The following is an 18,819-nucleotide window of genomic DNA, read 5'->3' on the forward strand; positions in this document are numbered from 1 at the left end:
TCCCCACCCTACAAGGTGCGGATCAAAAAAGCGAAAAACTTGACGATAACCTACTATCCACATATGGAATAGCATTTTCACTCAGTAAAACGTGTTTTATTGTATGCCCACCTATGTCTAGATGTGTCTAGTTATAAAGAATGCGCGAACTGTCTATAACAGAAATAACTACTTTTCATAAAGGAGAAATCGTGTATGATACAACGTAACCATATTTTATATAACCAGCCTCGTGCTCATACGGTCGGTAATGTAGAATATATAAACAATGAATGGGTATTCTTTGATGATGAAAATGATGAAGCATTTTTATTAGAAGATATTGCCGAAGATGGCTTTGAGATTTTATATAACAACAACTGGCTACCAGCTCGTTTCTATGAACAAGATGTATTACAAATCGCCAACGAACAGCACCACCTGCAAAACGGAGAAATGATACGAATTCGAAAGAAATTACTTCTTAGCTATACGGAATGGCTTGAGGAGTTACCTGACTCTGTCTTTACGTTATTAACTGAATCATTGCAATCCCTTCACTACTCTTTATATGATTGCATGTATTGTCATAATTATTTATCTTTCTTACCGAAAGAAGAAGCATGCGAAGGAGTAAATATTCTTTTGTTCGATAACGAAGAGATGATTTGTACACTGCAGCATCATTTCGTTCGTCACGCTACGTCAAATAAAAACATGTTTCGTTTTACGAAAGTAAACGGAGAAGAGTTGCACATCGATGCGACATAACGTAAAAAAACCACCTTATCTCCCAAGTCTTTGAGATTATAAGGTGGTTTTATTTTTTATTAGAATACTTGCCAACCAATCGGTAATTTCAGTCCAAGGTAAAATACTGCTACTAGTGCAACAATAAATAATCCCCAAAATGCCCCTGTTGCTTTGTTCTTGCTCATTTTCACAAGAACCATTTCCATTCCAGCGATTACTAATATACCAGCTAACATTTTTAGACCGTACCACATGTGATAGCTCTTATCGACTATAGTTTGATCTAGGTATAACCAAACGCCTGTCACAATAATGATAATGTACATAAGACGAAGCCCCATATGTACACCTTTACCTTTTCTTCCTGCTGAATAAAGTGAATACGCAACGAAGAATAAAATTAAACCTAACGCCCATGCTGTAATATGCATATGTACCATCGTATCCCTTACCTCCTCTTTTCACACTTTTTCACTCTATATGATAACATGTTCATTTATTTTCAGGAAATGTTTCGCTTTTTTACATTTAAATGATATAATATTTAGAGTATTTACAAACTTCTTGTAATAACAAAAGGGGGAACAATCATGATTCAAACTAAGGATATTATCGAACTTACAGACACATACGGGGCAAATAACTATCACCCACTTCCAATCGTTATTTCTAAAGCAGAAGGCGTTTGGGTAGAAGATCCTGAAGGAAACCGCTATATGGACTTATTAAGTGCATATTCTGCTGTAAACCAAGGTCATCGTCACCCAAAAATTATTAACGCTTTAATTGACCAAGCTAATCGTGTTACGTTAACTTCTCGTGCTTTCCATAGCGATCAATTAGGTCCTTGGTACGAAAAAGTTGCGAAACTAACTAATAAAGAAATGGTACTTCCAATGAATACAGGTGCAGAAGCTGTTGAAACTGCAATTAAAACAGCTCGCCGCTGGGCTTATGACGTGAAGAAAGTAGAAGCAAATCGTGCTGAAATCATCGTTTGTGAAGATAACTTCCACGGACGTACGATGGGTGCTGTTTCTATGTCTTCAAACGAAGAGTACAAGCGCGGATTCGGTCCAATGCTTCCTGGCATTATCGTAATTCCTTACGGTGATTTAGAAGCGTTAAAAGCTGCTATTACACCAAATACAGCTGCATTCATTTTAGAGCCAATCCAAGGTGAAGCAGGAATTAACATCCCACCAGCTGGTTACTTAAAAGAAGCTCTTGAAGTATGTAAAAAAGAAAACGTTTTATTTGTAGCAGATGAAATCCAAACTGGCTTAGGCCGTACTGGTAAAGTATTTGCTTGTGATTGGGACAATGTAACTCCTGACATGTACATACTTGGTAAAGCACTTGGCGGCGGCGTATTCCCAATCTCTTGTGTAGCAGCAAACCGCGACATTTTAGGCGTATTCGAGCCAGGTTCTCACGGTTCTACATTTGGTGGTAACCCACTTGCATGTGCTGTTTCTATCGCAGCTCTTGAAGTGTTAGAAGAAGAAAAATTAACAGAGCGTTCTCTTCAATTAGGTGAAAAATTAGTTGGGCAATTAAAAGAGATTGATAACCCAATGATCACTGAAGTTCGTGGTAAAGGTTTATTCATCGGTATCGAATTAAACGAGCCAGCTCGTCCTTACTGTGAACAACTAAAAGCAGCTGGTCTATTATGTAAAGAAACACACGAAAATGTAATTCGTATCGCACCACCTCTAGTAATCTCTGAAGAAGATTTAGAGTGGGCATTCCAAAAAATTAAAGCGGTATTATCGTAATAATAGAGAGGTTGTCCTACATGTTGGGACAACCTCTTTCTTTTTATATTGATTTATACTAAAATAAAGTTGTAATTTTCTGCCTTTTAAAATTGTAAAGGAGATTCGATATGTTATTAAGGTACGGCAAACACATTAACTATTTGGCTACATCTTTTATTTTAGTTACGTTCTTTGGCTTCCTACTTTCCACAACATTGCTTATTAACTACTCAACTTCTACTACATTCACACTACTGAAAGCATCATTTTGGACTGCTGTTATTCTTACTATCATTGGTTTTGGACGAGAAAAAAGTGCACTTACCGTTATACTATTTGGCATTTGTACACTTGCATTCATTGGTCTTTACATTTTTTCGGTTATTGATTACCTCTATAACCCAAGACCATAAAAAAGAGCTATCTTCGATAAGATAGCTCTTTTTTCATTTCACTACATTTCGCAAAGTACCAATGCCTTCTACTGTAATGACAACTTCATCACCAGCATGTAAAAACTTCGGTGGTGTGAAACCTTTTCCGACTCCAGACGGCGTTCCTGTTGCGATAATATCCCCTGGTTCTAACGTCATGCCTTTACTTATCGTTGAAATAATTTCTTCTATTGAAAAAATCATTTTATTTGTATTTGAAGTTTGCCTTACTTCCCCATTTACTACCGTTTCAATGTGTAACGCATTTGGCGTTTCAACCATTGATTTATGAATTAAATACGGTCCCATCGGACAAAATGTATCGAAACTTTTCCCAAGGAAAAATTGTTTATGCTTCCTTTGAATGTCGCGAGCGGTTATATCATTTATAATGGTGTAGCCAAACACATGCTCAAGCGCTTTTTCTTTTTTTATTTGTTTCCCTCGCTTACCGATAATGATAGCTAGTTCTCCTTCATAGTCTAGTTCATTCGTAGCGTGGGGATGACTATTAATTTTTTCATCCATTCCAATAACTGTCGTTGGTGCTTTCGTAAAGATCATTATATTTTCCGGAATGGATTCTACTCCGCCCATTTCTATCGCATGCTCACGATAGTTTTTTCCAACGCATAGAATATTCTTCCTTGGCCTTGGAATTGGTGCTAATATTTTCACCTCAGTTAACGGATAATACGCGGTTTCCCCATGCTCTTTTGCCCAATTTACAATTTCACATACTTTCTCAAAGCATGTGGTCCCTCTTTCAATATACTCTAGCATTGTAATGGGGATTGTAACCTTTTCCCCCTTTTGCCTTTGCGCTTCTCTTAAGTGCAATACCTTTTTTTCTTCTTCATCCACAATACCTACAAATACCTTTTCATCTTTTTTTGCCGTTACCAAACGCAATATTTCCACTCTCCATCCTAAAACTCATACCATTTAATTGTATTCGCATCCGTAAGAAAAAAACCTTCTCATGCGCGCTAATTTTTACAATATTCTTCACCTATCCTATTCGTTACTCCTTTACATTTGACATAAAATGTAGAAAATTTACTTTTTTTAGCGAAAGCATTTCTTTTTTATGGGGTTTTTGTATAATATGTACTACATATATACTAAAAATTTCATTTAGAGATGGAGCCGATTTCAATGTTTGAGCAAGCGATTGAAAAAAAACGTGAAAAAATGATTTATTTTGCTGAACGCTACGGAATGACTTCTCAAAAAACAGTGGATTGTAGCCAAGAACTGGACAGGCTCTTAAATGTAATTTGGCATGTACATACGGATTTTCACCCTAATCAAACACTCGATACACACACGCAATAACGCGTGTGTTTCTTTTATTTCAAAAAAACACACATTTTATTGAAAACGCCCATACAATAGTAGAAAAGAAAATTTTAAAAACGAAAGGTGTTTTGTATGCCAGCTATGGTCGGACATATTCGTATCGTCAATATTGGATCAAGTGGTATTTTTCATATTGGAGATGTATTTGCGATTAGGCCTATTAGTTATTCACGCGCTTTTGCTGGGGCCGGCTCTTTTAATGTTGGAGATAACGTTTCTGTCTACAATTATCAAAGCGCAACGACTGTTAATGACTCCGATGTAATTGATCAAGCGATAATTGGTTCAACTTAGAGGAGGCGATTGTATTGAATTTTTACGTAAATCAAAGCATCATCATTAACAGCATTAAAATTGATAGCATTACAACCTCTTCTGTATTTCAAATTGGTACTGCTGGAAGTATTAAAGCTCTATCTAAATTCTCAAATAGTGGTGGCTTTACAGAGCCCCTTCGCCCCTTACAAGCGAAAGGACAAATTATTTCTATCAAACCATCAACTAGTTCTTCTTAAGACATCCTTGTCATAAATATATAGCAGGAATATATTTACCCTCCCTATTGAAAAGGAGGTTTCACAAATGAATCAAGATATATATACTTACTTACACCAACTTCAACAAGCTCTTCAAATACAACAAGCATCCATCCTGAATTTAGAAGAACAAGTGCGCCAACTCCAAGAAGAGCTTAACGAATTAAAAAATCGCCCCTCCTCTTCTGTAGGAAAAGTGGAATACAAATTCGATCAATTAAAAGTAGAGAACTTAAATGGCACTTTAAATATTGGTTTAAACCCATTTTCAGCAAAAGGACAGCAAATTGAAGATTTCCAAGTAGATACAGAAACTTTGAAGGTCAATCCTGAGACTGACACAAATCCAGACTTTTACCAAGGGATTCTTCAAGAAATGCATCGTTACTTAGATGAAGAAGCATATAATCGAATTCTCCATTTTGAACAAGAAGAGAGAACGCCGCTCGATGAAATGTATCGACAAATGATGGTTGATGACATAAAAAAACAGATGGAGCACAGACTTCCTTATTATTTAACACAAGCGCAATCATATGAAGGGATTTCAACAGATCCAGATTATTTACGAGATATTATTATTCAAGCAATGAAGCATGATATCGACAAAGCTTTCCTCTCTTTTATTCAACACATACCGGGCAATTTCCGAAAGGAGTAAGTATGTATGAATCTTAACGTTGTAAATCGTGAATTAAAGGTCGGCCAGATTAAAATGAACGGTGTATCGTCATCTGCACTCTTTTTAATTGGGGATGCGAATCTCCTCATTCTATCTTCTATTCTTGATACACCATTTGAAACTGTAACAGAGGGTCCGTTTGTACCGTTAGTAACAGATGTCCCTCCTACTCCAGGTTAAGGAGACTGAGAAATTATGTTACATCATGTGTCTGTTGTCCAAAATGTTTCTATTATTTCTTTAGGGATTACTGCCGTGTTTCAAGTTGGAGATGCAAATCAAATGGAGTTAAAAAGTAGGGCTCTTGCCGTCCACCGGGAAATTCCTTGTTATATAAAAGGCGAAGGTCGCTTAGATGCATTTGAAATTTTTACAGATGAACATGTCACAATCCCAAAACGCACGACAGATGTAAAATTAAACATTGTAAATGAATGTCCTTTTATTGAAGTGAATGACGTTGAATTACGAACACTCTTAAATTCTGGTTGCTTTCAAATCGGAAATGTTGATTATGCTTTCAATAACTCTCGTATTATGCAAATTCGCCAATATATTACTGATGAACCTTCCGCTCAATAATTCATATAGTAATTAAAAGGCTTAGTAAAGTAGGTGGATGGTATGCCTTCTGTTGTTGGAAATCTCGTCGTTCAAAACAGTAATGGTTCTTTTAATTTAGGGGATTTTTATAACGTATCTCCGAAAGAAAATACGAAAGCTTATAATGGATCCGGAGCTTCCAATGTTGGATTTGTCGTGAATACTTTTAGTGGTGTTAGTGCAACAAATACGTTTGATTCTGATGTGGCGGATCAAGATCAGATCGGAACAGCGTAAAAAAAGTAGGAGAATATCTCCTACTTTTTTCTTTTATCTCATTCAAGATTATGAAAAGACTCCACTGTTTACTGCTTCATTTTATTGAAATGATAACCCAGCTTCCTCCAAAGCCTTTCTAAGCTTCGGCATAGACGCTGGCCCCATACCATGCAGTTTTAAAATTTCTTTCTCACTATACTTTGATAGTTCTTCTATCGTGTGAATTCCATGATGCTCTAGCGCATTTCGTGCTGGTGATGAAAGAAGTGAAAGAAATCCTGTTGTTGGTTTCTTTTCTTTCTCACAATCTGGGCAAGTTGGACAATCGCTACTTTTATAGTATTCATGTCCTTTTTCACACGTTCTTAACGTTTTTTCCGTTGCCATTTTCAAGTCCCTCTATTCTTCAATTTTTACAATATGATTGCCATCAAAGAAGTATAAGCATTTCTCTTTCACAGGATGTTGCAAGCTTTTTTCAAGTGCCTTTGCATACAACGAAAGCTGCACTTTGTATCGATCTTCTAAAATTGGTTTCGCTTGATCAAATCCACCTGGGAACTTTCCTTCAATCGTATCTGTTTTAAAGTCGATTAATGTAATACCGTCTTCCTCTTCAATTATGCAGTCGATAACCCCTTGGACAAGTATTGATTCCCCGCTCTGCCCTTGCCAATCTTGATATGCTTCTTCTGCTGCAAGCATCATCGTAAATGGTACTTCACGCTCAACACTTTTCGCCGCTAATACCCTTTTACCTAGATCACTGTCAAAGAATGAAATCACTTTTTCGATTGCTATTTCTTCGGCTTGTTCGAATGTTAATAGTTCTTTATTAACCATGCCACTAATTTGCTCCCGAATCACTTCTTCTGTAATCGGCTTTTTCAAATCAACATGCTGCATAACAGCATGAACTGCCGTACCTCTTTCAGCGTATGTTAATCCTTTTTTCTCCATAAAACGAGGGCGTGTTTTAATTGGCGCACGCATTTTTTTAATAAAGGCGTTATCGCTACCTTCTTCAGATTGATAATTTCTCTTTATTTCCGTAACAGATTGTTTCGCACGGTGAGATGTTGCTTCCTCATATCCATACTTCCACATTAATCTGTCGTACACTTCATCTTTTCGTTCACTTTGCAGGGGAACAGCTTTTTTCTCACGAAGTGCTTCTAGTAATTCTTGTTTCTCTTCTTGAACCGGTTCTGGCGCAAGTAACGTGCTGCCGTCTACAACTTCGACTTTCCAGCTCGCACTATATCCATAAATTTCAGCTGGAATACTACCTTGTCCTAATTCAAGAAGCATTTCACTATCACGATGTCTATATAACGAAGGTGCAATCCAGTCTAAATAACAAGACGCCCCAGCACGTATATGGTCTGGTAATAACCACTCACTATGCTCCCTCGCATCAAGCCATTTTTCCATTTCCTTATTTGCATCCTTAACCGTTCCGATTAAAATTAACTTCTCTTTTGCACGCGTTAACGCTACGTATAATACGCGCATTTCTTCCGCGATTAATTCCATTTTCATTTTACGCTTAATTGCTAGTTGCGATAATGTCGTATATTTAATACGTTTACGTGGATCGATAAATTGCGAACCGAAACCGAAGTCTTTATGCAGTAAGAAACGTTTCATTAAATCTTGTGTATTAAAACGGCGACCAAGCCCCGCTACGAATACCACTGGGAACTCTAATCCTTTACTTTTATGAATCGTCATAATACGAACGACATCTTCTTGTTCACCTAAAGCTCTCGCCGTACCCATATCATCACCGCGTTCTAAAATACGCTCAATAAAGCGCAAGAAGCGGAATAATCCTCTAAACGATGTTGCTTCATATTGCCTTGCGCGGTCATAAAGTACACGCAGGTTTGCTTGCCTTTGCTTTCCAGCTGGTAAACCGCCAACAAAGTCGTAATAACCTGTCTCACCGTACACTTTCCAAATTAAATCAGAAAGTGACTGTTGACGCGCAAATTCACGCCATCCTTGCAGTAAGTTATAGAACCACTCTAATTTATCATGAAGTTCTTGTTCTTCCTCAAGCGGTGCCCCTTTTAAGAATGAGCTCATTACTTCATAAAACGACCCTTTCTTCCCATGAGCACGAAGCGTCGCAAGTTCCTCATCATTTAACCCAACGATTGGTGAACGAAGCACTGCGGCAAGTGGAATATCTTGCATCGGATTATCGATCACACGGAATACGTTCATCATAATATTTACTTCTGTCGCTTCAAAGTAACCAGTCGCAAGATCAGCGTATACTGGAATTCCTTGCAGCTTTAACTCTTCCATAATTTGTGGTGCCCACGGCATCGAGCGAAGTAAAATAACGAAATCGCGGTATTGTACAGGGCGCATACTATCCGTTTTACGATCGTACACTTCATAACCTGAATCAACCATCGCTTTAATGCGCTGCGCCATAAGACGAGCTTCAAGTTGCGCTTTTTCGACTTCCGCACCTTCTTCTCCGTCTTGCACTTCTTCTTCCGTTTGCTGAATGCATAGTAGTTCTGCCGCTACATCTTCACCTTCTGGATAGCTAGCACCTAACTTTAATTCAGCGTCTGCATCGTAGTCGATTTCTCCGACTTCTTCACCCATAATTTGTTTGAAAATAAAGTTCGTACCTGCTAACACTTCTTGACGACTACGGAAGTTTTTCGCTAAATCTATCTTCATTCCGCCGCCCGATCCTTCTGGTGTGAAGCGTTTATACTTTCCTAGGAATAAACCTGGTTCTGCTAGTCGGAAACGATAAATCGACTGTTTTACGTCACCTACCATGAACAAGTTTCCTTCACTCTCAGAATCTTTCGTTACGAATTTAATAATGGATTCCTGTACGAAGTTCGTATCTTGATATTCATCAACTAGTACTTCAGCAAATTTATTGCGATATTGAAGCGCTACTGCTGATGGCTTCATCTCACCATTTTCACTTTGTTCACTTAAAATTTGTAAACAGAAATGCTCTAAATCTGTGAAATCGACCATCCCTTTATCTCGTTTCATCGCTTGGAAACGCTCTGTAAATACTTTTACAAGTTGAACAAGCTTTTCTAATACAGGATGCATATCTTGAAAATCTCGTAAGAAACTTTCAGGTTTACGGCTAAATAGCTCTTCTTGTAATTTCTTCACTTCATCTTTCGCTTTATTACGAAGAGAGTCTACTTGTTTTACAACATCTTCGTTGTAATCACTTTTCTTAATACGCTTTAATGTTTGCCACGATACGTTTTGCATCGCTTCATAAACGCTTGTCCACGATTCACAAGCAGCTGATGATAACGTTCCGAGTAACGCTGCATCAGCTTGCAAGGTTTCAACGCGAGGCGCTGGACCGTCAGGAAGCATTGCGAGTTCATTCGCTTTACGAATATGCTGTTCTGCTGTTTCAAGCTGGAATTTCACATCTTCTAATAAGTAAGAAGCATACACTAAATCTTCAATTGTCTTTCCTTCCACGTCGTATGCTTCTACTAATTTATCGAGCCATTTTTCCGGATTTGGATGCGCTCTTGATTCTGTATGAAGCGCTAAAATCATACGCTGTAAGTCATCATCACTACGATCACTCGTATAACGATCAACGAGTTCAAAGAATATCGTATTATCTTCAATTCCATACTCTGCTTCTAATATGTCATCTAACACTTCTTCTTTTAATAATTCATTTTCTGTTTGATTCGCAATGCGGAAACGAGGATCAACATCAAGCATGTAGTAGTATCCTCTAATTACTTGTAAACAAAAGGAATGGATCGTCGAAATAGAAGCTTTATTTAATAAACTCAGCTGCTTTCTTACGTGCTGAGAGCCCGGCTCATCAATTAATACTTTTTCTAACGCTTCCCCAATTCTGTTTTTCATCTCTTGCGCCGCTGCATTCGTAAATGTTACAACGAGCAGGCGGTCGACATCGACTGGATTTTCTTCACTTATAATCTTTTTAATAATACGTTCAACTAATACTGCTGTTTTCCCTGATCCAGCTGCTGCTGCGACTAAAATATCACGTCCGTTCGCTACAACCGCTTTCCACTGATCATCTGTCCACTGACTACCTTCTGGTTTTTCAGGCCAATTTTCAATCATTCTCCGCCAACCTCCTCTCTAATTTTCTCCATCGCTTCGCTATCTTTCATATCTTTTAGCGTACGGAATTGATTATCTTCAAGTGATTCATCGAACTGACAAACAGATTTGAAGTTACAGAACGTACATGCCGCTTTGTTCCCCTTTTTGTAAGGAGCAATATCGATTACGCCTTCTGTAATGTCTTTTCCGATATTTTCAAACGTATGGTGTACGTATTTTTGCAATACGTTAAACTCTTGTTCACTTGCAATACTTGAACGCGCACTAAAGCTACCGTCTTTTTTCAGACCCGCAGAAATAATATCAGAGCTTCCTGTTGAAAGTTTGTTATCCATTAAACGAACAACGTCAGCATCGCCTAGCACGAGTCCTTTCATTTTAAATTTCTTTAAAATTTCTTTCTCAATTTCTGCTTCAGATGCGTCACCTTTCATCTCAACGATTGGGTTATGAATATGGAAGTACAGTACACCAGCCGGTGATGCCGTGCCGCCTTTTTTCATCCACGTATGTGCATTCGAAGTAACAACATCTAAATACGTTAACATTTGAAGTGCCAATCCGTAATACACTTCCGTTAAGTCTAACGATTTTGAGCTTGATTTATAGTCAATAATACGTAGGAACGTACCACTTTCATCTTCTGCCTTATCAACACGGTCAATACGGCCAACTACTTCCATCTTCACGCCATTTGGTAATGAGAATTCCATTGGCGGAAGTGATCCTGTACCGCCCATACCGAACGGCACTTCTAAATCAACGGGTACGAAACCACTTGATTTCGCATGTTCACGAAGAATAATTGACGTACGGAAAATGATTTGTTGTAGTTTTTGTTTTAAATAGAAATGACGGTTTGAACTTAATAAAATTTGTCTTTGTAATAACGGTGCAATCTCTTCTATTACTACAGCAGAAAGATGCTCACACTCTTTTATTGATAAATCTGCCCAAGTACGATTTTCACGTAATAGCCTGTCTGCAATTCTCTTCAGCGCTGCATGGAATAATTCCCCGATATCTGGCGCATCCAGTTTGAAAATATCACGCTCTCTTAATGATAAACCGTGCTGCGCGAAATGAGCATATGCGCAACGGTTAAATAGTTCCATACGAGAGACGCTTCCTTTTATTGTGTCTCCGTATAAATCTCTACTTACAACTGAACTTAGCTTTTGCGCACGATTTCGGTAGAATAAACTTGATAATACACGGCTACTTTTTTGCTTCCATTCATCTGAAGTAACGTAGAAATTATATACGTCCCACCAAAAGTCTAAATTCCCTTCAAATCCATATCGCTTCCACGTTTGCAGTTGCTGCATAACATATGACAACGTTACTTCTGGCGTTGCTACGTACGAAATTTGTTCCAAGCGTGATAAATCATTTACATCATTCGTAATAAATGTATCTTTCACATCAGGAAACATTCTTTTTATTTTCTTAATAAAGCTAGACGCAAGTAACGTCTTTCCTTCCTCATCTGCTAGCGGACAAGAAATATATAATTTCTCAGTCGCTCTCGTTACCATTTGGTACATAACGAACTGTTCTTCTAGTAAAGTTTGTCTCGTCGTTGGTGCTAATTCGATACCTGCAGCACTAAGAACATCTCTTTCTTCATCAGAAAGCATACCTTCATCCATCGGTGCTGCTGGAATCACTCCTTCATTTACGCCAATAACAAACGTTGCTTTCACATTCGATAATCTAGAACGATCAATATTTGCAATTAACACTTGGTCTAATGAAGGCGGAATGTTTGCGAATTGAAGCGCCTCAAGACCTGTCGACATAACGTCTGTGAACATAGAAAGTGACATTTTCTCTTCACCAAGCATCTCAACGAACGTATCAAGAAGACTCATTACTTCTTCCCATACTTGCTCATGATCTGTTGCGAATAAGAAATCTCCACTCTCTTCTGCACGAATACGTAATGCTTCTAGCTTTTTCGGAACATCAAGCTCTTCTAAAAATAAGTAAACAGCTTCGCACATTTGCATAACTGTTCCCGCACGCTTCAACCTTTTTTGCATACGAATAACAGGCGTTCTTACAACGTCGCGTAGTCGATTTATTTTCTCTTCCATTTCACGTTCACTGTCTGTAATCATCCCGTCCGTATCGTCAAGAGAACGATAACGACGGTACATCCACGGATCTTCTGAAGTCCATCTCTTCCCTTGTACACCGTACGCTAAACAGTAGTTTTCAAACTCATCCATCTCTTCACGCATCGTTTCTTTTCTTACGTCTAATGGATATAAAAGCTCTGTTTTCACGCAGCGAAACACTGCATCATAACGCCAATTCCCACTAATAATCTCTAGTGCAGAACGAATACATTCTACTAGCGGATGATGTGACATTGGGCGTTTTTCATCGATGAAGTGTGGGATATTATAATCCGTAAATAACGTTCGCATTACATCGTAATAACTTTCCCCATTACGAAGAAGGACCGCAATATCTCGGTAACGGTAGTCTTCATCCGCCACAAGTCTACGAATTTCACGAGCAACACCTTCTACTTCAGCTCGTAAATTCGCTGCTGTATGAATCGTTACACTTGCTTCCCCGTGAAACTTTTCATTCGGACGCGCTTCATAATGCGTTTCTAAATGCGCTAATGCTTGCGAATGAAAACGTGGTTGTTCCATAAGTGGAATCGTTTTTTCAATTTCTATCTTCTCTTCACGCGCCACTTGCTTTATTTTTTCATACGTTAACGTCGTTTCATAAAATAAATCTAGTTCATTTACTGGCTGTGCTAACGTTTTTTCATCTATCGTTAACGTGATTGTAACTCTCGCTCCGCAAATCATAAGCTGTCTTACAATTTCTAGTTCTTGCGGTGAGAACGAATGGAATCCATCTATATAAATTTCAGCTCCATTTACATATTCAGATTGCGGAAGCTTTTCCACTAGTAATTGCAGGTAGTCTTCTGAATCTAAATATTTTCCGATTAAAGCACGTTCGAAATCATCATATAATAGTTGTAGATCATACACTTTATTCGCTAATAACTTTTGCTCTGCACTGCTACTATGCGCATCTAATTGTTGCCACATTTCATATACGTTAGATGGCGTCACGTTGTAACGTTTAAACTCCGCAATCATGCTACCAAGATGTTCAAAGAAACCGTTTTGCTCCGCTGCTTTTTGGAACACTGATAATCCATCTTTACGAGACTCTACAATTTTACGAAGTAGCATATGTACACCCGCTTCATCGATGTGAAGACGACTCGCTCCGCCCACTTCTTGCAGCACCTTCCACGCTAACCGTGAAAAACTAAAAACTTGTGCCCGAATAGAACCTCTAACATCCTCACTACCAATTAACGCCTGCTGCGTTTGGAATGTCATCTGTTCTGGCACAAGATATAATATTGTTTCCCCTCTTGGGCGCTGCTTTAACTCTTCTTGCACTTCGTGTAAACAAAGTGTACTTTTTCCACTTCCCGCTCTACCAATCACAAATCGAAGTGACATGTAACCCCACCTTTCACTTACATAACGAACGTTAGTTTGCTACTATAATTGTATTATAGGACACGAAAAAAGACAAACGGAGTAGTTTGTCTTTTTCTATACTTTTACCTATTATATCAACCTTTTGAAAAATTCGTTTGTACCTCTTGAATTGGCCAATATCGTAAATCAACTTTACCGACAACTGTATCAGCTTTTACAAATCCAAAGTGTCTACTATCCCAGCTCCCGAGGCGGTTATCACCTACTACAAAAATATATCCAGGTGGCACCGACTTTTCTTTCGTTAACTCTTCTAGTTTAAAATCACCTGTTAGTTGTCGTCCATTTATCTCTTTCTTATACGTCTCTAAATAAGGTTCATCCACGAATTGTCCGTTTATATATAGTTTATCATGCTTATATTCAATTTGATCCCCAGGTAAACCGATAATTCGTTTTACGTAGTCCTCTTTTTTATTCGCATGAAACACAACAACATCAAATCTATTCAAGTCCCCCACTTGATAACTCACCTTATTTACAACGAGCATATTGCCATCTTGCAATGTCGGCATCATTGACTTCCCCTCTACAACGTACGTTGAAAAGAAAAACGTTCGAAAAAATACAGCTAATAATACACCAATTAAAATTGTTCGTATCCACTCTATGCCTTCTTTTTTCAAAGTTTTCTTCATCCGCTTCTCCCCTTATCCTTTAATAATGAAGCTTTCCTTTACCAAGAAGACTATTCTTAATGTAGTTCTAACTTTACTTCGATTTTCTTACCGACATACCATAAAATAAAAATACCAATCACTACAATGACTGATTTCACCGGATTATGAATAAATGACATTAAATCATGACCGATATACGTTAAAATAAAGATCATCACAAGCTTTCCGAACGCGAGCGCAAGTCCAAACTGCTTTACACTAATGCGAGATAAACCAGCGACAACATTTATAAGCGCAGACGGTGTAAACGGAAAACAAAATATGACGAAAATCGGTGCGAATCCTTTCCTTTCAATCCATCCCATTGCCTTTCGTACTCTCTCATGCTTATTTACAAAAGAAAAGAAACGACTTCTGCCAAAATGGCGGATAATGAAAAAGACAAGTAAGGCGCCCATTACTGATCCAAGCCAAGAATAAAGAAAACCGAGCCAAAATCCAAATGCAACAGCATTTGCCAGTACAAATACGATGAGTGGCAATGCCGGAATCAACGCTTCTATCATCGGCAAACCAATACCAAGCAGTGGTCCGAACGCTTTATAGCTTTCAACAATATGATCCATATTTTCTGGTGAAAAATACTCTTTGATTGTCTGAAAATCCATTCTACACTTTACCCCTTTACTCTAAGTACTACCTCTACTGTATCATTGCTTATATGAAAGAGGAAATGGTGGATACGACATATGGAGATGTAATTATTAAGTTTCCATACCTTTCACAAGAATTCCTTCATTATTACGCTATGATAATCTATCAATATTCGACAATAAGTCATCAAAAAATCGCAAGTCTAATTTATTTGTATTAATTTATATTTTTCTTATTTAATTTCAAAATATAAAATGGAAGTTACAATAAACATAAAAATACAGCACTGACATATCAAAGCTATTGGACTTTTTTGTTAACGTCACTATTTTTCAACCAATTACACTCTTCTTTTCTTATTTTAATAAAAAAAGAGCCTACATTAGAAATTCTGTGCCGGCTCTTTCAAATACACTTATTTATTCCTTTTTAGAAATTCTTGGTACTCCTTATGCCAAGCTACATCCCAATTCTTTTCACTACATAAAAATTTCAGTTGTTCTTCATTATTTATGCCACTTGCAGTAATAATATCATGTGTCTCTTTGTTTACAATCAGACCATTTTCAATGTAAGTCGAAAGCTCTTTATACCTGTTACAACTTCTTATATGCGAAAACTCCGCTGTCTTTCGCACTAGTCTTTCACCAGTAAGTTCGTCATGTTTAATATCAAATTTCCTAATCCTTCTATGTTTTAAACCCTTCTTTTGTTCCTTCAAATATTCTTCATACTCTCCACGTAAAACTTTTGCTCTATCTGAATCTCTTATTGCCCTTAAACATTCTTCAGAAAACCTTAAGTAAGCGCCTCTTGATTTAAGACCTGCATTTTCTATTTCTTTTGTTAACTGCCCTACTATAACGAAAGCTCTAATATATATATATCATCTCCTAGATTTAATTTATTCGCCTTTACTATACCACTTAAAATGTACTCAGCAGAAGATTTATTAGTTCTTAATATAGTATGCAATACTTTTGCAGCAATCCATAATTGTCCCTTTTCGTCTAAATAAGCATGTGCATCCCACGCATTTGTAATTTCAGTTAATGTTTTTGGTGTTAATTTCTCTGAACCTTTTGGCTTCTCATATAGAATACGGTTTTCCCAACTCGGATGAGGCATAATTTCTTTTTTTTCACTTCCCATTCTGCACCATCCTTGCATATAAATAATTTAATTCTACAGTTGCTTTTTGTGCCATAGGGTGTTTACATACATCTGGATGTAGCTTTTTCATCAACTTATTGCGCCATGTAGTTGCAAACTCTTTATTTTGATAATGAAATGGCGTTATATTTAACTTTTCCTGTCTAACTTCTCCATCCAATTCCATTATATAATAAATAAGCTTATCCACTTCCGATTTAAAATATGGCACATTATTTTCCACTTTTTCTTTAAACTCATAGCTACCCGTTTTAAATTCTACAAACCGCTTTAGAGATTTTACCGCTACAAATAAATCATCCCAACTCCTTGCGACTACTTTAATATTTGGCCCTAAATCATTTGATACTTTAAATTTTATATCCTTTAATTTCCCTAATTGTCGAAGCTCCTCAACTGTCTTCACTTCAAACCATTTCATTCCAAATACCTCCCCTACATAATAGCTAAATTACTATTCTTTCTCCCAACTCTTTCATTCACGTATCCACATTACTCTTTCTATTTTAAACACTTCAAAACAAAAGCACCCCTAAAATAAAAGGTGCTTTTATTTATATATTTTACTCTCCCCTTTCACGAATCAAACGTTGCCTTAATGCTTCCGTCTCTTCTGTCACCGTCTCAGGTCTATATGGTTCATTTTCTGATTCATGCTTGAATAAGGTATACATTAATACAGATACAATTCTATAGGATGAGAGTACAAAGTAGAATACCAAAAATAACCACAAGTAACTAATACCTATAAAATACATATTTAAAGTTTGTTTTGAAATAACATACATACCAATTGATAAGATAACCACAGCAAAACCAGTCAAAAGCCCTCTTTGAAAATAACCAAATAGAATTTTCCTTCCATCACCACCACTTTGGGCCATATAACTATATAAATGTTGAATAACATTTGATTTAGATATGCTCAAAATTATGGCTAATAAAGCCCCTAAAAACCCCAGCGCGATAGAAGAAAAAGAAATTACTCCATCAAGAACCTTTTCAAAACCATCTATTTTAGGAGTAAATCGAAAACAGCCAAATACGATTACCAACAATGCGCTAATCACAGTCGGATAGTATTTCTCAAACTTCATGTTTATTCATCCTTTTTTTTATAAAGAATATTTATTAACTCCGTCTTCTTACGTTCATATAAATCCTCCATCGCTCCAATCACAACTTCATGTTTCAATGCAGTACGAGGTTTTACAGTAAAACTTGTAACATCATGTGCATTTTCAGCAAATAAATCAATAGTCTCTGGGTCCGATATATCTGATTTTTTCACAGATGCTTGCGCTCTAGTGATTAATTCACTATTTTCATATACCTCATCCAATAAACCTTTCAAATTCCCACCTAAACTTGCTTTTCTCTGTCTTCCAACGGTTACTACTATTTCTCCCGTTACAGAATCATAATCATTAAAAAGAGAAATCCATTTCTTCAGTGATACCCCACTCACTACTTCTTCAGCCTTTTTCACATCAGCAAATTTCACTTTTAGTTTCCGTACATATTGTGCTTCTTTAATACGCTCTCTTGCATTTTTTATTGGAATGGGTCTAAAAACGACTTCATCCTTACCATCTAAAAATTGATTAAAATAAGTCTCAATTGCGCCTGGTCCCAAGCTATTTCTGTTTCTTTGAACCATCAATATATTACGTTGTTCATCATAAATGGCTGATACATTCTCTCCCAAATATTCATCATCTTCTAAATCAACAGGCTGAGATAAGCCATTTTTTTTCGCTCTGTTAGGTAAATTAAAATCTCTAAGTCTAGAAAAATACAACCTCCACAAAGTTGTGCTTTTTCCAACCAATCCAATTTCATCTAATCTTGCTTTTTCTTGCTTATATTCTGTTGTTCTTTCTTCTAAACTTTTTTTGTCTAGAATAGTAAACATAGTTGTCAAATTAAAAGGCGTTTCCCTTCCAACAACCGGAATCCCTTTTTCTTTACAGCATACCGTGAAATAATCGAAACTCACATATTTAGTAATGGTAGTATTTGTAGTATTTGTAATAACTGTGTCTGTAGCCAAGGTTTTTCCTCCATTTTTTTCATTTTTATGATATATTGCAAATCATTAGGAATCCCATTATACACTTCAATGATTATTATGATAAACGCGTTAGAATTCGCTTGCTATCATTATAAGAAAAAATATAATTAATTACCACTTTTTTCATTTTTTCAATTCCATTATCCAAAGAATTATTTATTATATAGAGGGATTCCCTTTCTCATATCTAAAATATAGACCCACTATACGGAAATCAGTTATGGAGAAAAAGACCCAACTAACGATTCAAAACAAAAAACATTAACATTATTATCGAGGAAAAATTTA

The 18,819-nt window shown here is 36.9% G+C and carries 22 protein-coding genes; 10 read left to right on the forward strand and 12 right to left on the reverse strand.

The window, feature by feature from the left end; genetic code table 11:
* Window positions 1-195: 195 nt before the first annotated feature.
* Entirely contained in the window at window positions 196-750 is a 555-nt protein-coding gene (locus MR113_RS04510) for a DUF2777 domain-containing protein (protein WP_048559584.1), read from the forward strand.
* Between the two features lie 59 nt (window positions 751-809).
* Here MR113_RS04510 and MR113_RS04515 read toward each other — a convergent pair whose 3' ends face one another.
* Window positions 810-1,172 (reverse strand): YisL family protein, encoded by a 363-nt coding sequence (locus tag MR113_RS04515; protein ID WP_061656766.1) that lies wholly within the window; start codon window positions 1,170-1,172, stop codon window positions 810-812.
* Window positions 1,173-1,322: 150 nt separating this feature from the next.
* Between MR113_RS04515 and rocD the strand changes: the two genes are divergently transcribed.
* Window positions 1,323-2,513, forward strand: a complete 1,191-nt coding sequence (gene rocD, locus MR113_RS04520; protein ID WP_000616654.1) for an ornithine aminotransferase — start codon at window positions 1,323-1,325, stop codon at window positions 2,511-2,513.
* A gap of 110 nt (window positions 2,514-2,623) precedes the next feature.
* Entirely contained in the window at window positions 2,624-2,908 is a 285-nt protein-coding gene (locus MR113_RS04525; protein WP_242251550.1) for a hypothetical protein, read from the forward strand.
* 33 nt (window positions 2,909-2,941) lie between these two features.
* Here the strand turns inward: MR113_RS04525 and MR113_RS04530 are convergent, their stop codons facing one another.
* Window positions 2,942-3,841: a fumarylacetoacetate hydrolase family protein gene (locus tag MR113_RS04530; RefSeq protein WP_170956832.1), complete on the reverse strand. Its 900-nt coding sequence runs from the start codon at window positions 3,839-3,841 to the stop codon at window positions 2,942-2,944.
* 246 nt (window positions 3,842-4,087) lie between these two features.
* On the opposite strand from MR113_RS04530, the gene MR113_RS04535 reads away from it, so the two are divergent.
* From MR113_RS04535 to gerPF, 7 genes are all read left to right on the forward strand, one after another.
* Window positions 4,088-4,267 carry an aspartyl-phosphate phosphatase Spo0E family protein gene (locus MR113_RS04535; RefSeq protein ID WP_000462845.1) on the forward strand — a complete coding sequence of 60 codons (180 nt, stop codon included), beginning with the start codon at window positions 4,088-4,090 and terminating at the stop codon, window positions 4,265-4,267.
* A 96-nt stretch (window positions 4,268-4,363) separates the two neighbouring features.
* On the forward strand, window positions 4,364-4,585 hold the full coding sequence (gene gerPA / locus MR113_RS04540; protein ID WP_001111187.1) for a spore germination protein GerPA: 222 nt from the start codon (window positions 4,364-4,366) through the stop codon (window positions 4,583-4,585).
* A 14-nt stretch (window positions 4,586-4,599) separates the two neighbouring features.
* On the forward strand, window positions 4,600-4,806 hold the full coding sequence (gerPB, locus tag MR113_RS04545) for a spore germination protein GerPB (RefSeq protein WP_001012506.1): 207 nt from the start codon (window positions 4,600-4,602) through the stop codon (window positions 4,804-4,806).
* Between the two features lie 67 nt (window positions 4,807-4,873).
* Complete coding sequence (gerPC, locus tag MR113_RS04550; RefSeq protein ID WP_242251552.1) at window positions 4,874-5,488, forward strand: spore germination protein GerPC; 615 nt, start codon at window positions 4,874-4,876, stop codon at window positions 5,486-5,488.
* A gap of 6 nt (window positions 5,489-5,494) precedes the next feature.
* On the forward strand, window positions 5,495-5,689 hold the full coding sequence (gene gerPD / locus MR113_RS04555) for a spore germination protein GerPD (RefSeq protein WP_001052807.1): 195 nt from the start codon (window positions 5,495-5,497) through the stop codon (window positions 5,687-5,689).
* A 15-nt stretch (window positions 5,690-5,704) separates the two neighbouring features.
* Window positions 5,705-6,091 (forward strand): spore germination protein GerPE, encoded by a 387-nt coding sequence (locus MR113_RS04560; protein ID WP_088095504.1) that lies wholly within the window; start codon window positions 5,705-5,707, stop codon window positions 6,089-6,091.
* A gap of 42 nt (window positions 6,092-6,133) precedes the next feature.
* Window positions 6,134-6,349, forward strand: a complete 216-nt coding sequence (gene gerPF / locus MR113_RS04565) for a spore germination protein GerPF (RefSeq protein WP_001141570.1) — start codon at window positions 6,134-6,136, stop codon at window positions 6,347-6,349.
* Between the two features lie 81 nt (window positions 6,350-6,430).
* Here the strand turns inward: gerPF and MR113_RS04570 are convergent, their stop codons facing one another.
* The 10 genes from MR113_RS04570 to MR113_RS04615 form a co-directional block, all read right to left on the reverse strand.
* The gene (locus tag MR113_RS04570; RefSeq protein ID WP_242251553.1) at window positions 6,431-6,718 is read right to left on the reverse strand and encodes an RNA polymerase alpha subunit C-terminal domain-containing protein; all 288 of its coding nucleotides are present in this window, start codon (window positions 6,716-6,718) and stop codon (window positions 6,431-6,433) included.
* Window positions 6,719-6,730: 12 nt separating this feature from the next.
* The gene (addA, locus tag MR113_RS04575; RefSeq protein WP_242251572.1) at window positions 6,731-10,456 is read right to left on the reverse strand and encodes a helicase-exonuclease AddAB subunit AddA; all 3,726 of its coding nucleotides are present in this window, start codon (window positions 10,454-10,456) and stop codon (window positions 6,731-6,733) included.
* Window positions 10,453-13,968, reverse strand: coding sequence for a helicase-exonuclease AddAB subunit AddB (gene addB, locus MR113_RS04580; protein WP_242251574.1), 3,516 nt, complete (start codon window positions 13,966-13,968; stop codon window positions 10,453-10,455). Before addB ends, addA begins: the two co-directional genes overlap by 4 nt.
* A gap of 116 nt (window positions 13,969-14,084) precedes the next feature.
* Complete coding sequence (gene lepB, locus MR113_RS04585) at window positions 14,085-14,648, reverse strand: signal peptidase I (protein WP_048567025.1); 564 nt, start codon at window positions 14,646-14,648, stop codon at window positions 14,085-14,087.
* A 56-nt stretch (window positions 14,649-14,704) separates the two neighbouring features.
* Window positions 14,705-15,298: a TVP38/TMEM64 family protein gene (locus MR113_RS04590; RefSeq protein ID WP_242242232.1), complete on the reverse strand. Its 594-nt coding sequence runs from the start codon at window positions 15,296-15,298 to the stop codon at window positions 14,705-14,707.
* Between the two features lie 401 nt (window positions 15,299-15,699).
* A complete protein-coding gene (locus MR113_RS04595) occupies window positions 15,700-16,005 on the reverse strand; it encodes a hypothetical protein (RefSeq protein ID WP_242251576.1) in 306 nt (101 codons plus the stop codon).
* A 137-nt stretch (window positions 16,006-16,142) separates the two neighbouring features.
* Window positions 16,143-16,436 carry a hypothetical protein gene (locus MR113_RS04600; protein ID WP_242251577.1) on the reverse strand — a complete coding sequence of 98 codons (294 nt, stop codon included), beginning with the start codon at window positions 16,434-16,436 and terminating at the stop codon, window positions 16,143-16,145.
* Window positions 16,426-16,878, reverse strand: a complete 453-nt coding sequence (locus MR113_RS04605) for a hypothetical protein (protein WP_044306651.1) — start codon at window positions 16,876-16,878, stop codon at window positions 16,426-16,428. Before MR113_RS04605 ends, MR113_RS04600 begins: the two co-directional genes overlap by 11 nt.
* A 142-nt stretch (window positions 16,879-17,020) precedes the next feature.
* On the reverse strand, window positions 17,021-17,554 hold the full coding sequence (locus MR113_RS04610; protein WP_098326553.1) for a hypothetical protein: 534 nt from the start codon (window positions 17,552-17,554) through the stop codon (window positions 17,021-17,023).
* A 2-nt stretch (window positions 17,555-17,556) separates the two neighbouring features.
* Window positions 17,557-18,510 (reverse strand): DUF6731 family protein, encoded by a 954-nt coding sequence (locus tag MR113_RS04615; RefSeq protein ID WP_098326552.1) that lies wholly within the window; start codon window positions 18,508-18,510, stop codon window positions 17,557-17,559.
* Between the last annotated feature and the right edge of the window lie 309 nt (window positions 18,511-18,819).

Source organism: Bacillus cereus group sp. BfR-BA-01379, from assembly GCF_022663605.1.
In the GTDB taxonomy this organism is placed as follows: domain Bacteria; phylum Bacillota; class Bacilli; order Bacillales; family Bacillaceae_G; genus Bacillus_A; species Bacillus_A mobilis.